The 14,936-nt window shown below is 62.2% G+C and carries 15 protein-coding genes; 7 read left to right on the plus strand and 8 right to left on the minus strand.

Annotated features, from left to right (window positions below; all coding sequences use genetic code 11):
- The first annotated feature begins 112 nt into the window (after positions 1-112).
- Positions 113-1,528 carry an MltF family protein gene (locus tag IEG05_RS09835; protein WP_046619408.1) on the plus strand — a complete coding sequence of 472 codons (1,416 nt, stop codon included), beginning with the start codon at positions 113-115 and terminating at the stop codon, positions 1,526-1,528.
- 6 nt (positions 1,529-1,534) lie between these two features.
- On the opposite strand, the gene IEG05_RS09840 is transcribed toward IEG05_RS09835, so the two are convergent.
- From IEG05_RS09840 to IEG05_RS09860, 5 genes are all read right to left on the minus strand, one after another.
- Complete coding sequence (locus IEG05_RS09840) at positions 1,535-2,548, minus strand: lipase secretion chaperone (RefSeq protein WP_046619406.1); 1,014 nt, start codon at positions 2,546-2,548, stop codon at positions 1,535-1,537.
- Positions 2,549-2,610: 62 nt separating this feature from the next.
- Positions 2,611-3,546 carry a triacylglycerol lipase gene (locus IEG05_RS09845; RefSeq protein ID WP_046619405.1) on the minus strand — a complete coding sequence of 312 codons (936 nt, stop codon included), beginning with the start codon at positions 3,544-3,546 and terminating at the stop codon, positions 2,611-2,613.
- Positions 3,547-3,857: 311 nt separating this feature from the next.
- A complete protein-coding gene (gene greB, locus IEG05_RS09850) occupies positions 3,858-4,355 on the minus strand; it encodes a transcription elongation factor GreB (protein ID WP_046619403.1) in 498 nt (165 codons plus the stop codon).
- Positions 4,356-4,395: 40 nt separating this feature from the next.
- On the minus strand, positions 4,396-6,897 hold the full coding sequence (locus IEG05_RS09855) for an ABC transporter permease (protein WP_152664403.1): 2,502 nt from the start codon (positions 6,895-6,897) through the stop codon (positions 4,396-4,398).
- On the minus strand, positions 6,897-7,583 hold the full coding sequence (locus tag IEG05_RS09860) for an ABC transporter ATP-binding protein (protein WP_046619401.1): 687 nt from the start codon (positions 7,581-7,583) through the stop codon (positions 6,897-6,899). The genes IEG05_RS09855 and IEG05_RS09860 overlap by 1 nt, the downstream gene beginning before the upstream one ends.
- A gap of 11 nt (positions 7,584-7,594) precedes the next feature.
- Between IEG05_RS09860 and IEG05_RS09865 the strand changes: the two genes are divergently transcribed.
- The 3 genes from IEG05_RS09865 (at position 7,595) to IEG05_RS09875 (ending at position 9,559) form a co-directional block, all read left to right on the plus strand.
- Positions 7,595-8,200, plus strand: coding sequence for an arylesterase (locus tag IEG05_RS09865; RefSeq protein WP_046619400.1), 606 nt, complete (start codon positions 7,595-7,597; stop codon positions 8,198-8,200).
- A gap of 43 nt (positions 8,201-8,243) precedes the next feature.
- Positions 8,244-8,525 carry a hypothetical protein gene (locus IEG05_RS09870; protein ID WP_041013972.1) on the plus strand — a complete coding sequence of 94 codons (282 nt, stop codon included), beginning with the start codon at positions 8,244-8,246 and terminating at the stop codon, positions 8,523-8,525.
- A gap of 68 nt (positions 8,526-8,593) precedes the next feature.
- Entirely contained in the window at positions 8,594-9,559 is a 966-nt protein-coding gene (locus IEG05_RS09875; RefSeq protein ID WP_046619399.1) for a L,D-transpeptidase family protein, read from the plus strand.
- A 63-nt stretch (positions 9,560-9,622) separates the two neighbouring features.
- Here IEG05_RS09875 and IEG05_RS09880 read toward each other — a convergent pair whose 3' ends face one another.
- A complete protein-coding gene (locus IEG05_RS09880) occupies positions 9,623-9,877 on the minus strand; it encodes an Lpp/OprI family alanine-zipper lipoprotein (RefSeq protein ID WP_003294452.1) in 255 nt (84 codons plus the stop codon).
- 392 nt (positions 9,878-10,269) lie between these two features.
- Here IEG05_RS09880 and IEG05_RS09885 point away from each other — a divergent pair, with 392 nt between their 5' ends.
- Positions 10,270-10,563: a GNAT family N-acetyltransferase gene (locus IEG05_RS09885; protein WP_046619398.1), complete on the plus strand. Its 294-nt coding sequence runs from the start codon at positions 10,270-10,272 to the stop codon at positions 10,561-10,563.
- Between the two features lie 30 nt (positions 10,564-10,593).
- On the opposite strand, the gene IEG05_RS09890 is transcribed toward IEG05_RS09885, so the two are convergent.
- Entirely contained in the window at positions 10,594-11,670 is a 1,077-nt protein-coding gene (locus IEG05_RS09890) for a 3-deoxy-7-phosphoheptulonate synthase (protein ID WP_014820326.1), read from the minus strand.
- 263 nt (positions 11,671-11,933) lie between these two features.
- Between IEG05_RS09890 and IEG05_RS09895 the strand changes: the two genes are divergently transcribed.
- Both IEG05_RS09895 and cysB read left to right on the plus strand, forming a co-directional pair.
- The gene (locus IEG05_RS09895; protein WP_046619396.1) at positions 11,934-12,890 is read left to right on the plus strand and encodes a putative 2-dehydropantoate 2-reductase; all 957 of its coding nucleotides are present in this window, start codon (positions 11,934-11,936) and stop codon (positions 12,888-12,890) included.
- A gap of 176 nt (positions 12,891-13,066) precedes the next feature.
- A complete protein-coding gene (cysB, locus tag IEG05_RS09900) occupies positions 13,067-14,041 on the plus strand; it encodes an HTH-type transcriptional regulator CysB (protein ID WP_046619395.1) in 975 nt (324 codons plus the stop codon).
- Between the two features lie 73 nt (positions 14,042-14,114).
- Here the strand turns inward: cysB and IEG05_RS09905 are convergent, their stop codons facing one another.
- Positions 14,115-14,849 carry a phosphoadenylyl-sulfate reductase gene (locus IEG05_RS09905; RefSeq protein WP_046619394.1) on the minus strand — a complete coding sequence of 245 codons (735 nt, stop codon included), beginning with the start codon at positions 14,847-14,849 and terminating at the stop codon, positions 14,115-14,117.
- Between the last annotated feature and the right edge of the window lie 87 nt (positions 14,850-14,936).

The following is a 14,936-nucleotide window of genomic DNA, read 5'->3' on the forward strand; positions in this document are numbered from 1 at the left end:
AGTTTGGAGAGTAAACTGGCGGAATAAGCCAACCTGTGAGAACCTTTGCCCCCTTTTGCGGGCAGGGAGCACCGCACCAGCGTTCTCTGCGTCTTCACACCGGTGCATCCTGATGCCACGATTGCTGCCACTCATGTTCTGCCTGCTGCTGGCCCTGATGCCAACGATGGCGACTGCGCGCGTGGCGGGTCCCGAGGCGTGGCAAGCGAACGACAAGGTACGTGATCTCGCCGAAATTCGCCGTAGTGGCGTACTGCGCGTGCTGGTCAATCAGAGCCGGAACAGCTCCGGTGAGGTGAAAGGCGAAGCGATTGGCGTCGAGTACGCGCGGCTGCGGGCCTTCGAGCAGTACCTGAACCGCAATGCTGCATCCGCGCGGCCGATTACCCTGAAGATCATTCCCAAAGCCAAGGATCAGTTGCTTGGCGCGCTGCAGCGCGGCGAAGGGGATCTGGTAGCGCCCGGCGAATTACTGCCGCTGGCGGGCATGAAAGGCATCAGCCGCAGCCGGCCGGTAGTCAGCGACGTGTCATTGGTGCTGGTCGGCCGCCAGGGCGGCCCACGCTATCAGCGTCTGGACCAGCTATCCGGGCGCAGCCTTGCGTTGCCACCTGGCAGCGCCGCAGGGCCGGCGCTCGCGCGGCTGAACAAGCAACTGATGGAGCGCAAGCTGGCGCCGATCGTTGCCGAGTGGGTCGACCCCACGTTGGCTGTCGAGGATGTGCTGGAGATGGTGCAGGCCGGCGTCTATCCGGCAACCGTGGTCGAGCAGACCATCGCCGAGCGCTGGGCCAAGGTCATGCCGAAACTGCGCATCGAGCAGCACCTGAGCCTGGGCGACAAGGCCAGCATGCACTGGTTCGTGCGGAACGACGCCAGCATGTTGCGCGCCAGTGCTGATCGCTTTCTCAAGGATTTCGACCCGCCAGACAACCAGGATGCCGCCTTCGAGCGCGTCTACCGGCGTCTGTACAAGGTCCAGTACCCGCTCGACCGAGTGGGCCGCCAGCGCCTGGAAAAGGTTCGTCCGACCCTGCAGCGCTATGCCGAACAGATCGAGCTGGACTGGCTGAACCTCGCCGCCCTGGCGTTCAAGGAGTCCACCCTGAACCCCGCGGCGCGGGGCGCCGGCGGTGCCACGGGGTTGATGCAGGTGACGCCGGCCACGGCTCGTGCGATGGGTGTCAGCAACATCCACCAGTTGGACAACAACGTGCAGGCCAGTGCGAAGTATCTGGCGAACATCCGTCGTAACTTTTTCGCCAGCCCGCGACTGAACGAGCGTGAGCGCATGGCGTTCATTCTCGCCGCCTACAACCTCGGCCCGCAGCGGGTGCAGAGTATGCGCGCCGAAGCCCGTCGGCGCGGTCTGAACCCGGATCAGTGGTTCTTCCAGGTCGAGCGTATCGCCATGGAAACTGTTGGCATGGGCGTAGTGGCATACGTCAACAGCGTCAACAAGTACTACCTGGCCTACCAGCGCGAGCGCTATCTGCTCGAGGCCGACCGCAAGACCGCGGCCAACTGATCGCTCTCAGCGCTCCGCCACTTCCTGCTGCTGAAAGGCAGCGACAAGCCGCAAGCGTTCGCCCTCGTCAAACTGCTCGGCCTCCAGCCGCTCGATAGCGCTGCGACGCTCGACATCGTCCAGGCCGCGAGTGGCTTCGATACGCTGACGTTCCTGCCGATAGACAGCGACCCGTTGCTGCCACTGCGCGCGCTGTAGATCCAGTGCTTCGAGTCGGGCGGCAGCCTCGCTGCCCACCAACTGCTGGCGCAGCTGGCGGATCTGCTGCGCATTGGCACCCTGGGCCTGCAAGGCGACAGTTTGCTCTCGCAGCTCGCTTTGCAGCTGCGGCACGAGCAGCTCTTGCAGATCGCCGGGCAATCCGGCGCGCAGCTGGTCGATGGCGCGGCCCTTGGCGTCGCTGTCCAGTGCGGAATCGGCTTGAATGGCCAGGCGCTCCAGGCTGAAGCGATCATAGGCCTCGTCCAGGGCGAAGAACGCCTGGTGAACAGCCGGCTCCAGCACGCGTGCGCGCAACGCCTGCACGGCACTCAAGCGTTGGCGTAGCGCTGAAATGTCCGTGGTTCGCGAATAAGTTGCTTCCAGATCAAGCAGTTGGCGCTTGTAGTTGAGATATTGGGTGAGAACTGCTGATGCCTGGCTCTGAGCCGGCTGCGGCAGCTCGGCAGCGATGTAACGGCGCAAGCGTTCGATACTGTTCTTCAACGGCTCCTCTCCGGCTGCGGCGAGAAAGTAATCGAACAGATGCCGAAGTTCGGCGCCGATTAGCAGGTTGCCGGCTTCATCCAGACGGAACTGGCCATCGACCTGGGTGCCCTTGAACGACGTCGGCAACTGCGGCGTGCCTTGCGGTGCCGGTTGGGTTTTCAGCGGCTTCTGGGGTGGTGTTGGGGCAGCCGTGGCGGGTGAGGTGGCCGATGGCAATTCGGCCACTGCAGCCGGGCCGGGTGTCGATCGGCTCTGCATGATGGTCAGGCTTAGCGCCACGGCCAGCACCAGAAGAATTATGTATTTGCTCATGGGGTGCTCGGTGATAGCGGCCGGGATCGACGATCCCGGCCTGGTTCACGAAGAGTCGCGCGTCAAAGGCCCGCGTTCTTCAGGCGGTTCGCGTGTTGGCGATAGACACTGACCGGATCGGTCTCGAACAGGCTGGTCAGCCCCATGAACTGATTGACCTCGTCCAGGTGGTTCATCCGGTAGTTATCGCGGATCACCATGCCCAGGTGCGAGCTGCAGCGCCCGACCAGTCCATCGTTGGGCCCGCTGAATGCCAGGGCTCCGGCACCCATCATGGCGTCGCTGATATCCAGTGGGTTGGTCAGCGGGCTGGTGCCACTCCAGGAGTAGTAGCGCACGCCATTGACCCTGTAGGCGCCCTCGCCGCAAGCGGTGGTGGGAATGCCTTGCGGGAATTTGGCGTTGAAGCGGGCGGCGCCTTCGCTGTTGAGTGACTCCAGCGAGCCGAGAGAGTCCTGCGGGGCCGTGCTTGAGCTGCCGGAAACGAAATTGATGAAGCTGCCCATGGCGTTCACCAGTCCGGCGATGATCGCCTCGCCAGAGGAGCCCTCGGGGATCTTGCGGATCAGATCGGCGACGTCCGAACCCTTGTGAGGTGCGCCCACGCTGGTTACCGAGGCGATCAGGTCCGGCCGGACACCGGCTACATAGCGCACGGTTGGGCCGCCGTGGCTGTGGCCAACCAGATTGACCTTTGGCTTGCCGCTGATGGCGACGATTTCCTCCACCTGCGCAAGCAGTTCCTCACCGCGCAATTCGGACGTATTGAGCTGACTGACTTCGGTGACGTAGACCTGCGCACCGTCGCGGCGCAGCGCGCTGGGGATGCCGTACCAGTAATCGATGCCCAGCAGGCTGTCGAAGCCGAGCATGCCGTGGGCGAGCACGATCGGGTACTTCGTAGCGGTGTAGCCGCTGCCAGTAGCAGCATGAGCCTGACCGGCAAGCGCCATGGCGCTACCGAGACAGAGAGCGAGCAAGGTTTTGTTCTTGTTCATGGACGCACTCTTCGAATGTGAATCGGGCTGTGGGCAGTCCATTGCCGTTCACCGCGCATGGCGCGTACTGCGCGCTGAGGAGCGCAGCATTCGTGCCATAAGTGCCGAGCGGGGGCGCGTCCGCTCTAGTCGGGCAATTACGACGGGAGGTGATATTGCGGTGATATCTGTGCGGCGTGCGGCGGTTGTTACCGAGCGAAACGGCGCCTGGGTAAGAAAGTGATGATATTTCTTTTTAGCCGCCAATCGCTTTGAGAAGTCAGCACAATCGCCGAAGATCATGACCAGTTCGTCTGATATTGACCTACCGGTCACTGATACTCGACAGCGACCACGTACCAGCGCTTTATCCCGGTCGGGGTTTGCACCTGGACTTCGGCATCCAGGCTTTTGCCCACCAACGCCCGCGCCAGGGGCGAATCGATGCTGATCAGACCCTGGCGCAGGTCCAGTTCGTCAGGACCGACGATCCGATAGCGCGACTCCTCACCATCCTCGTCCTCCAGGGTCACCCATGCGCCGAAATACACCTTGTTCGGGTCGCTGGGCCGGTCGCCTACGACCTTGAGCTTTTCCAGACGCTTGGTCAGAAATCGCACGCGGCTGTCGATCTCTCGCAGCATCTTCTTGCCGTAGGTGTATTCAGCATTCTCCGAACGATCACCCTGCGCCGCCGCTTCGCTCACCGATTGGGTCACCTGCGGGCGCTTGACGTGCCAGAGTTCGTGCAGCTCGGCACGCAGCCGAGCCTCGCCTTCTGGGGTGATCAGGGGCGTGCCGGCCGGGCGCGGTGGGCGATAGCGACTCATGGATTTGCGTCCTCGCTGAAAAGTCGCCGATTGTAGCGCTTCAACTCTCGCGCAGTACGGTCAGCGGGCTCGCATTCAGCGCGCGTCGAGTACCGATCAGACCCGCGCCACCGACCAGCAAAGCACCTATCAACGGCAGTACCAGCAGCCATGGGTGCGGCTGCCAGCGCAGATCGAATGCGTAGTGATAGAGCAGGGCGCTGACCAGCTCGCAGCCGAGCGCGGCGAGCAGGCCGCTGGCGGCGCCCAACAGGCCGAACTCGGCTCGGCGCGCACGAAGCAGCAAGCCCCGCTCTGCACCGAGCGCCCTGAGCAACGCGCCCTGACGAATGCGCTCGTCCAGCGTCGCTTGCAGCCCGGCGAACAGAACCGCCAGGCCGGCGGCCAGGACGAACAGCAGTACGTATTCCACGGCCAGTGATACCTGCGCAAGGATGCTGCGCAATTGAGCCAGCAGCGCCTCGACCTGCAGCAGGGTGACTGAAGGAAACGCGCGGGCCAGCTCAACCAGTTCGCGTTCCTTGCCAGGCGGCAGGTGGAAGCTGGTCATGTAGGTGGCCGGCATGCCCTGGAGAGTGTCCGGTTCGAAGATCATGTAGAAGTTGGGCTGGAAGCTGTCCCAGTTGACCTCGCGCAGGCTGGTGACGCTGGCCTCGCGGGTCAGCCCGCCTATGGTGAAGGACAGTCGATCACCGACCTTCAATTGCAGGCTTTGCGCAAGTTCCGCCTCGACGGATACCCCGGGAATGTCAGCGTCGCCCTGATTGCCCCACCAGGTGCCCGCGACGATGTGATTGTCCTTCGGTAGTTCGGCGGCCCAGGTCAGGCTCAGGTCGCGGCGGATCGCGCGCTCACCCTGGGATTCCTTGCTGACCAGCTGGCGCACCGGCTCGCCGTTGATTGCGATCAGGCGTCCTGGCACGACCGGATACAGTGGCGCGGCATGGTCCGAGATGGCTGCGATGCGCTCGGCAAAGGCATCCTTTTCCGCCGGCAGAACATTGAGCACGAAATGATTCGGTGCGTTGTCCGGCAGCTGGTCCTGCCAGGTATCGAGCAGCTCACCTCGCAGCAGCGCGATAAGCGCCATGGCCAGCAGGATCAGGCCGAAGGCAAGGGCCTGTCCGGCGGCAGCCAGTGGATGGCGCAGCAACTGGCCGAGGCCCAGGCGCCAGCTCAGCGAGGCACCGGCAAGCAGGCGGCGCATGGCCTTGAGCCCCATAAGAAGCACACCGCCAAGCAGCAGCGTGGCGAGCAGGCCGCCGCCAAGCAGTGCCAGCGTGATCTTCAGATCCAGGCTCAGCCGCCACATGATCAGCCCGAGGGCGAAAATCGCGGTCCCATAGACCAGCCACGCACTAGGTGGTACCGGCAGCATGTCGCGGCGCAGCACGCGCAGCGGAGGCACGCGCCCCAGCCCCGCCAGCGGCGGTAGGGCAAAGCCTGCCAGGGCCACCAGCCCGGTTGCGATGCCTGCCGCGGCCGGCCAGATGCCGCCAGGTGGTATTTCCTGGGCGAGCAGATCGCGCAGCAAAAAGAACAGTCCGTGCTGCGCGGCCCAGCCGAGCAGCGCACCGGCGATGCTCGCCAGCAGGCCGAGCATGCCCAGTTGCAGGGTGTAGAGCAGCAGGGCGTCGTGACGCGACAGGCCCAGGCAGCGCAACAGTGCACTGGCATCGAAGCGCCGCGCAGCGAAGCGGGCGGCGGAGAGCGCGACCGCCACCCCGGCCAGCAGGATGGCGGCAAGGCTGGCCAGGTTCAGATAGCGTTCGGCGCGACCAAGGGCACCGCCGATCTGGCGATTGCTGTCGTTGGCCGTTTCGATGCGTTGGTGCGCCTGCAGATCGCTTTGCAGTGACTGCTGATAGGCCGCCAATGCCGCGCTTTCACCTCGCCACAGCTCGCGATAACGGACGCGGCTGCCGGGTTGCACGACACCGGTCGCGGCCAGGTCGTCCAGGTGCATCAGCACCCGAGGCGTCAGGCTGTAGAAGTCGCCAACCCGGTCCGGCTCGTAGGTCAGCACGCGGGTCAGGCGCAGCGGCTTGTTGCCGACCTCGATGCTGTCGCCGATCTCCAGGTCGAGTGCTGCAAACAGCCGCGCCTCGGCCCAGGCTTCGCCGGGTGCAGGCGAGCCGCCGGGCTCCTCGGCTTCATAGGGCTGCGCAGCGCTGCGCAGGGTGCCGCGCAACGGATAACCGTTGCCGGCGGCCTTGACGCTGGCAAGCTGCAAATCCTCTTCGGTCGCGATGACGCTGGAGAACTCGACGACCTGGGCATGCGCGAGACCTTGCGCCGTGCCCGCTTCGATCTGCGCTGGCGCGGCCGGCGCGCTGCCGTTCAACACCAGGTCAGCGCCGAGGAATTCGCTGGCGCGCAGCAGCATGGCGCCGTTCAGGCGTGCGCCGAAATAGCCGATCGCGGTACTGGCGGCCACGGCGATGACCAGCGCGAAGAACAGCACGCGCAGCTCACCGGCGCGAGCGTCACGCAACAACTGCCGGTAGGCCAGGGCGAACAGACGGGCCTTGGGCATGTGCATCATTCGGCCGCCTTGGCAGCGATCTGCCGACCGCCCTCGAGGCGAATCATGCGGTGGCAGCGTTTGGCCAGGCGTTCGTCGTGGGTTACAAGCACGAGCGTGGTGCCACGCTCGCGATTGAGTTCGAAAAGCAGCTCGGTAATGTGCGCGCCGGTATGGGTATCGAGGTTGCCGGTGGGCTCATCGGCAAATAACACGTCCGGTTCGGCAGCGAAAGCGCGGGCCAGTGCAACCCGCTGCTGCTCGCCACCCGAAAGCTGACGCGGATAGTGGTACAGACGCTCGCCGAGGCCTACGCGGCCAAGCAGTTCGGTGGCGCGCTCGCGGGCATCGCGGCGGCCATCCAGCTCAAGGGGCAGCATGACGTTCTCCAGCGCGTTCAGGCTATCCAGCAACTGGAACGACTGGAAGACGAAGCCGACGTGTTCTGCGCGTACGCGCGCACGCTGATCTTCATCAAGCGCGGCCAGCGCGTGGCCCGCCAGGTGCACTTCCCCGGAGCTCGGCAGATCCAGCCCGGCGAGCAGGCCGAGCAGGGTCGACTTGCCGGAGCCGGAAGTGCCGACAATGGCGAGGCTGTCACCTTTTGCCAGCTGCAGCGAGAGGTCGGCCAGGATGCTCAGCTCGCCTTCCGCGCTGGGTACCACTTTGTTAAGGTTCCGGGCGTCGAGAATATTGCCGCTCATGAGGGGATCCGATGCGAAGGTGGCTGAAATGCGGGGCTCTGGCGTTGCTGTGCTGGACTCAGGGAGCCCTGGCCGGAACCGTACTGGTGGTCGGCGATAGTATCAGCGCGGCTTTCGGGCTGGATACCAGCCAGGGCTGGGTGCATCTGCTGCAGGAACGCCTGGTCGAGGCGGATGATTCGTGGCGTGTGGTGAACGCCTCGATCAGTGGCGACACCACGGCTGGTGGGCTCGCGCGGCTTGATCCGCTGCTCGAGGAGCATGCACCCGAAGTGGTGATTCTCGAGCTGGGAGGCAACGATGGTCTGCGTGGGCAGTCGCCAGCGCAATTGAAACAGAATCTTGCCGAGATGATCGATCGCAGCCGCGAGGCGGGTGCTGAAGTCCTGTTGCTTGGAATGCGCATGCCACCCAATCTCGGGCAGCGTTACACCCGCGCGTTTGCCGAGGCGTTCGACTCGCTGGCAGCGGAGAAGCCAGTGGCCTATGTGCCGTTTCTGCTGGAGGGTGTTGGTGGCGTCGCTGGGATGATGCAAGCCGATGGCATTCACCCGACCGCAGAGGCCCAGACCCAGCTGCTGGATACTGTCTGGCCGGTGCTCGAACCCTTGCTTTGAGGCGTGCGCGCAGCTACTGTCGCGCCCTCGATTGGAGCCTCAGATGTCGCGCTCAGCCAGGACCCTTTACGCTTATCGAATAATCGTGCCGGACGAACAGTACGACATGTTCGCCTGCCGCGAGAATCGACTGCACCTAGCGTTGCGTCAGCTTGAGCTGAGCGGCAATGCGGACCGTACCCTCTGTGGCGGTCTGCTGCCTGCGCAGCCTCGCTGGAGGGAGCTCGAGCGCGCCACGCTGAAGGACCGACAGCTATGCCCGAACTGCAGGCAGTTGCTTGAGGCGCGACGCAAGGGCCTTCCGTCTGCCACCGCTGCCTGGTAGCTCACGTTTAGCCCGGTTCACGTACAATCGCACCATTCCATCACACCAAGTTCTCAAGGATTTTCTGAATGCTCTCGCGCGCGTTTGCAGTCGCCTCCTGTTTGTCACTCGCTGCTTTGCTTTCAGCAGGCACCAGCGCGGCGCTCGAGCTGCCGCTGCCGCCCGAAGGCGACGACATCGTCGGCCAGATCCAGGTGATCAAGGCCAAGTACGAAGACACCTTCGCGGCCATCGGTGAAACCCATGACCTTGGCTATCTGGAGCTGGTAGCGGCAAACCCGGGCGTCGATCCCTGGCTGCCAGGCGAGGGCACGGACATCATTCTGCCGACCCGTTTCATTCTGCCGCCGGGCCCGCGTGAAGGCGTGGTGATCAACATTGCCGAGTACCGCCTTTATTACTTCCCGGAAGGAAAGAATGTCGTGCATACCTTCCCCCTCGGTATCGGGCGCGAGGGTTGGGGATCGCCGGTAGGTAATACGCGGATTTCGGCAATGACCAGCAACCCCGCCTGGTACCCTCCGCAGTCCATCCGTGACGAGCACGCCGCTGATGGCGACCCGCTGCCGAAGGTGGTGCCGCCGGGGCCGGATAACCCGCTGGGGCCGTACAAGATGAGTCTGGCACTGCCTGGCTACCTTATTCATGGCTCGAACAAGAAGTTCGGTATTGGCATGCGCGTCAGTCACGGTTGCTTCCGCATGCTCAACCACAATGTGCTGGAGCTGGCGAAGATGGTGAAGGTGGGGACGCCGGTCCGCATCGTCGATGAGCCCTACAAATTCGGCGTGAGCGAAGGCAAGGTTTATCTCGAGGCCCATGCGCCGCTGGAAGAGGGTGATCAGCAAACGCTTACCCTGATGGATAAGCATGCAGTCGTGATCAATACGCTACTCAAGCGTGACGATGCTGCAGGCAAGCTGCATCTCGACTGGGAAATGGTGCGGGAGATCATCGCAGGCGAGGACGGCCTGCCGGTCCAGATTGCCGAACAACGTACGGAAGTGGCCGTACAGGAAGACCAGTTGTTTTGACTACTGATCTGCGCGCATAAAAAAAGCCGACCTCGAAGGTCGGCTTTTTTTATTTCTACAAGCTTACTTGCGGCTGGCGCGTTCCAGCATACGCAGAGCACGCTCGTTGGCTTCGTCAGCGGTCTGCTGAGCCTTCTGAGCGGCGGCCAGAGCTTCGTCGGCCTTGCTGTACGCTTCGTCAGCGCGAGCCTGGGCGCGGGCAGCGGCGTCCTCGGTCGCGGTCAGGCGAGCTTCGCTTTCTTTGGTCATGCTGTTGCTGCAACCGGTAGCCAGAACTGCGGCCAGAGCCAGAGCAGAGAATTTCAGAACGTTGTTCATCTTGTTCCCCTTAAGGTGGAAATCCATAAGCAACTTCCGTTATGGAAAGTTTGCGCGCACATACTACCTAGAACTTAGCTTAAGTAAACGGAGCGAGCCTCGGAGCCACAGGTTTTTTTTCAAATGGCCTTTTGCTTTACCACCCCTTTGCGAAAGTTGGATAAAAAACACCCAGTGTTCGCCGGGAATACATGCACTCATAGTTGCCTGATCTTCTGTTTGATCGAAAGTTCCTTCAATGCCGCGCACAAATATTGATCAGCTGAGGCTGTTCGAACGGATGCGAAACAGGTAGAAAAGACACCTGTGTATGTTTCGGCTGCCAGTTCTGCGTCATGGACCGCAGCGTGATCGAGAACAAGAAGACAGGGCAATCCTGCTGAGGAGTCAAAATGAGCGATACGGTGCGTGTTCACCATGACCTGGCGGGGCATCGCTTCGAGGCCGTGATCGACGGTCATTGTGCCTATCTGGCCTATATGGATTTGGGCAAGCAGACGCTGGACATGTACCGGACCTTCGTTCCGGATGCGCTGCGTGGGCGAGGCATCGCTGCTGTGCTGACGCAGCACGCGCTCGAATATGCCGAGCGCGAGGGGTACCAGGTGATTCCGTCGTGTTCCTATGTCGAACGTTACATCGAGCGCAATCGACCGACCTCGGGCAGGGTGGAACCGACCCCATAAAAAAACGCCGGGAGACCGGCGTTTTTCGTTTCAGTCGCGCTGCCGTCTTGGCAGTACGTCCTTTAGCTTGTCGTGCATGCTCATCACCGCCTTCTCGGTGGTTTCCCAGTCGATACAGGCATCGGTGATCGATACGCCGTACTTGAGATCACTCAGATCCTTCGGAATGGACTGGTTACCCCAGCCAAGGTGGCTTTCCACCATCAGGCCAACGATGGAGTTGTTGCCTTCCAGAATCTGATTGGCGACGTTGTCCATTACCAGCGGCTGCAGGGCAGGGTCCTTGTTGGAGTTCGCGTGGCTGCAGTCGATCATCACATTGGGGCGGATGCCCGCCTTCTTCAGATCCTGCTCGCACAGCGCGACGCTGACCGAGTCGTAGTTGGGCTTGCCGTTGCCACCGCGCAGGACCACATGCCCGTAGTTGTTGCCCTTGGTGGTGACGATGGAGACGCCGCCGGACTGGTTGATGCCGAGGAAGCGGTGCGGGCTGGAAACCGACTGCAGGGCGTTGATTGCCACGGTCAGGCTGCCGTCGGTGCCGTTCTTGAAGCCGACAGCGGAGGACAGGCCCGAGGCCATCTCGCGGTGTGTCTGGGATTCGGTGGTGCGTGCGCCAATCGCTGACCAGCTGATCAGGTCCTGCAGGTATTGCGGCGAAATCGGATCGAGCGCTTCGGTCGCGGTGGGCAGGCCCATCTCGGCGAGATCGAGCAGCAGCTTGCGGCCGATGTGCAGGCCGTCCTGGATCTTGAAGGAGTCGTCCATATACGGATCGTTGATCAGGCCTTTCCAGCCGACGGTGGTGCGTGGCTTCTCGAAATACACCCGCATGACGAGGAAGAGGCTGTCGGACACCTTTTCTGCCAGCACCTTGAGACGCTCGGCGTACTCGTGGGCGGCCTTCAGATCGTGAATGGAGCAAGGGCCGATCACTATGAACAGGCGGTGATCCTTGCCGTCGAGAATGTCGCGTACCACCTGGCGCCCGTGGGAGACGGTCTGCAGTGCCGAGGCGGTCAGCGGAATTTCACGCTTCAGTTGCTCTGGCGTGATGAGGGTCACGTTGGAGGCAACGTTAAGGTCGTCGATTGGTAAATCAGCCATTTGTTACTCGTCAGGAATCACGGGAGCCGTCCGCCAGCGATCCCGGTGCGGCGGAACACAGCCTGAGGGCGCAGCGGGGAAACGGAACCTTATCGCTAAAGGCCGCACTCGACAACGAGATTGATGGCCTATTGAGGCTTGCCCCCAGTGCACCCATCACGCTGCCACGCCAGTCACTGGGACGTTGCGTGCCGGACTGCTATCGTTCGACCTTTTACCGGTTGGCGCGGCGAGCGCAGCCGGTCCCCTGATCTGGAGTGCTTATGTCTGCAGTGAGTCCACGTATCGGCATCATCGGCACTGGTGCCATCGGCGGTTTTTACGGGTTGATGCTGGCGCGTGCCGGCTACGATGTGCACTTTCTTTTGCGTAGCGAATACGCCGCGGTGTGCGAGCGCGGGCTACAGGTAAACAGTGCCGTTCATGGAACGCTGCAGTTGGAGCGGCCGCAGGTCTACCGCGATGCAGCGCAGATGCCGGCGTGCGACTGGTTGCTGGTCGGTGCCAAAAGCACCAGCAACGAAGCACTCGCGCCGATCATCGCACAGCTAGCCGCTCCTGGTTGTAAGGTCGTTGTACTGCAGAACGGTTTGGGGGTGGAAGATGCCATCAGGCCATTCCTCCCTGACACCGTACATCTGCTCGGTGGCTTGTGTGCGATCTGTGCCCATCGCTCGGCGCCCGGCGTGGTGGAGCATCAGGCACTGGGCGGGGTGAATCTCGGTTACCACTCGGGACCTGCCAGCGGCGACGAGCAGGCTCAACTTGCGCTGCTGAACGCGATGGTCGAGATGCTCCGTCAGGCAGGCGTGGACTCGTCGCCGATGCCCAGCCTGGCACAGGCGCGCTGGATGAAGCTGGTGTGGAATGTCCCGTTCAACGGGCTGTCGGCGTTGCTCGACGCGGGCACCGAGTCACTGCTCAGTAGCGATCACTCGCGCGCGCAGGTCAAGGCGATCATGCAAGAGGTCTGCACGGCGGCGCACGCGCTGGGCTGTTCGCTGCCGGAGGACTTTCCGGAAAAGCTGCTGATGGGCACTGCGCGTATGCCCGATTACCTGCCCAGCATGTATCACGATCGTTTTCAGAACCGGCCGATGGAGCTTGAAGCGATCTATGCGGCACCGCTCGCTGCCGCAGCGCAGACTGGCGTTTCGATGCCCAGAACAGAGATGTTGTATCACCTGTTGCGTTTTCTGGAGCAGCGCACTGGTGGCTGAGCAAACGCCAGGCCCGGTTTTCGCCGCGCTGCTAAGCTCAACGGCAGTCGCGGCGAGTCAGACCAAAGGTCGCACAGCAAACGCCAGGCGGAACATCTATCATCCGTTGGCGCGTCGTTCATAAGGTTATAAGTGTTGCGGCAGGCGCAGTGGTGCCTTTGCCTTGAGGGATTTCTATGAAGCTTCAACAACTGCGTTACATCTGGGAAGTGGCGCACCATGACCTCAACGTTTCGGCAACGGCGCAGAGTCTGTTCACCTCGCAACCCGGGATCAGCAAGCAGATCCGACTGCTGGAAGACGAGCTCGGCGTCGAGGTGTTCGCCCGCAGCGGCAAGCATCTGACCCGTGTCACGCCAGCGGGGGAGCGCATCATCACGACGGCAGGCGAGATCCTGCGCAAATGCGAGAGCATCAAGCAGATCGCTCAGGAGTTCTCCAACGAAAAGAAGGGAACCCTGAGCATCGCCACCACCCATACCCAGGCGCGCTACGCGTTGCCCCAGGTTATTAGCAGCTTTATCAAGCAATACCCTGACGTTTCCTTGCACATGCACCAGGGTACGCCGATGCAGATCGCCGAAATGGCCGCCGACGGCACCGTCGACTTCGCCATTGCCACCGAAGGGCTGGAGTTGTTCGGTGATCTGGTGATGATGCCCTGCTATCGCTGGAACCGTTGTGTGATCGTGCCTCAGGGTCATCCGCTGGCAAAGCTCGAAAAGCTCACGCTCGAAGCACTCGCCGAGCATCCGATCGTGACCTACGTATTCGGATTCACCGGCCGTTCCAAGCTCGACGAGGCGTTCGGGCATCGCGGTCTCGTGCCGAAAGTGGTCTTCACCGCCGCCGATGCCGACGTGATCAAGACCTATGTGCGGCTTGGGCTGGGTGTCGGGATCGTTGCGCGAATGGCTGTGGATTCCAAGCTCGACTCCGATCTGGTTGTACTGGATGCCAGCGAGCTGTTCGAATCCAGTGTGACCAAGATCGGCTTCCGCCGCGGCACCTTCTTGCGCGGCTTCATGTGCGACTTCATCCAGCAGTTTGCCCCGCACCTGGATAGGGACATGCTGGAGAAGGCGATCCAGTGCCGTAACAAGGCGGAACTGGATGAGCTGTTCGACGGCATGGAACTGCCGACTTACTGAGCCATGCCGAGCACGCCGGGAGCCCAGCCTGCTGTCCTTTTATCGTTGCTTCGCTGCCGGCCCTGGCTGAGTTTCAGTTCTTGGCGATCAGATTGCCGGCATGCAGCCCGCATTCCTTGTGAGTGGCTTCCTCCCACCACCAGCGTCCTTCGCGCTCGTGCTGATTGGGCAGTACCGGGCGGGTGCAGGGCTCGCAGCCGATGCTGATGAAACCGCGCTCGTGCAGGCTGTTGTAGGGGATTTCCAGCATGCGGATGTAGCCCCAGACTTCCTCGCTGGTCATCTGCGCCAACGGGTTGAACTTGTACAGCGCGTTATCCGCTGTGGAGAAGGCCGTATCCAGCTCCAGCACCGATACCTGGCTGCGTGTGCCGGGGCTCTGATCGCGGCGCTGCCCGGTAGCCCAGGCGCGGACGGTGGCCAGCTTGCGTCGCAATGGCTCGATCTTGCGAATTCCACAGCATTCGCCGTGACCGTCACGATAGAAACTGAACAGGCCTTTCTCGTTTACCAGTGGCTGCAGCAATGCCGGATCGGGGGTCATGATTTCGATGGCAGTGCCGTAGTGATCGCGTACCTGCTCGATGAAACGGTAGGTTTCGCTATGCAGTCGCCCGGTATCAAGGGTGAACACCTTGACGTTCTTGTTCAGCTTCCAGGCCATGTCCAGCAGCACGACGTCTTCGGCGCCACTGAAGGAAATCCACAGATCATCGCCGAACAGGTCGAAGGCGAGCTTTAGAACGTCTTGCGGGGATTTCTCGGCGTAGGCTGTGGCCAACGCGGCGACGTCGATAGAGGGGCTCATCGGGCGGCTTCCTTATAGATGGCATTGGCGCTTCGGCGCTCTGAGGCCGCGGATGGTAGCAAAAGGCGTTTATGCCGCTAAATAACG

The sequence above is a fragment of the Stutzerimonas kunmingensis genome (assembly GCF_014764705.1).
Lineage (GTDB): Bacteria > Pseudomonadota > Gammaproteobacteria > Pseudomonadales > Pseudomonadaceae > Stutzerimonas.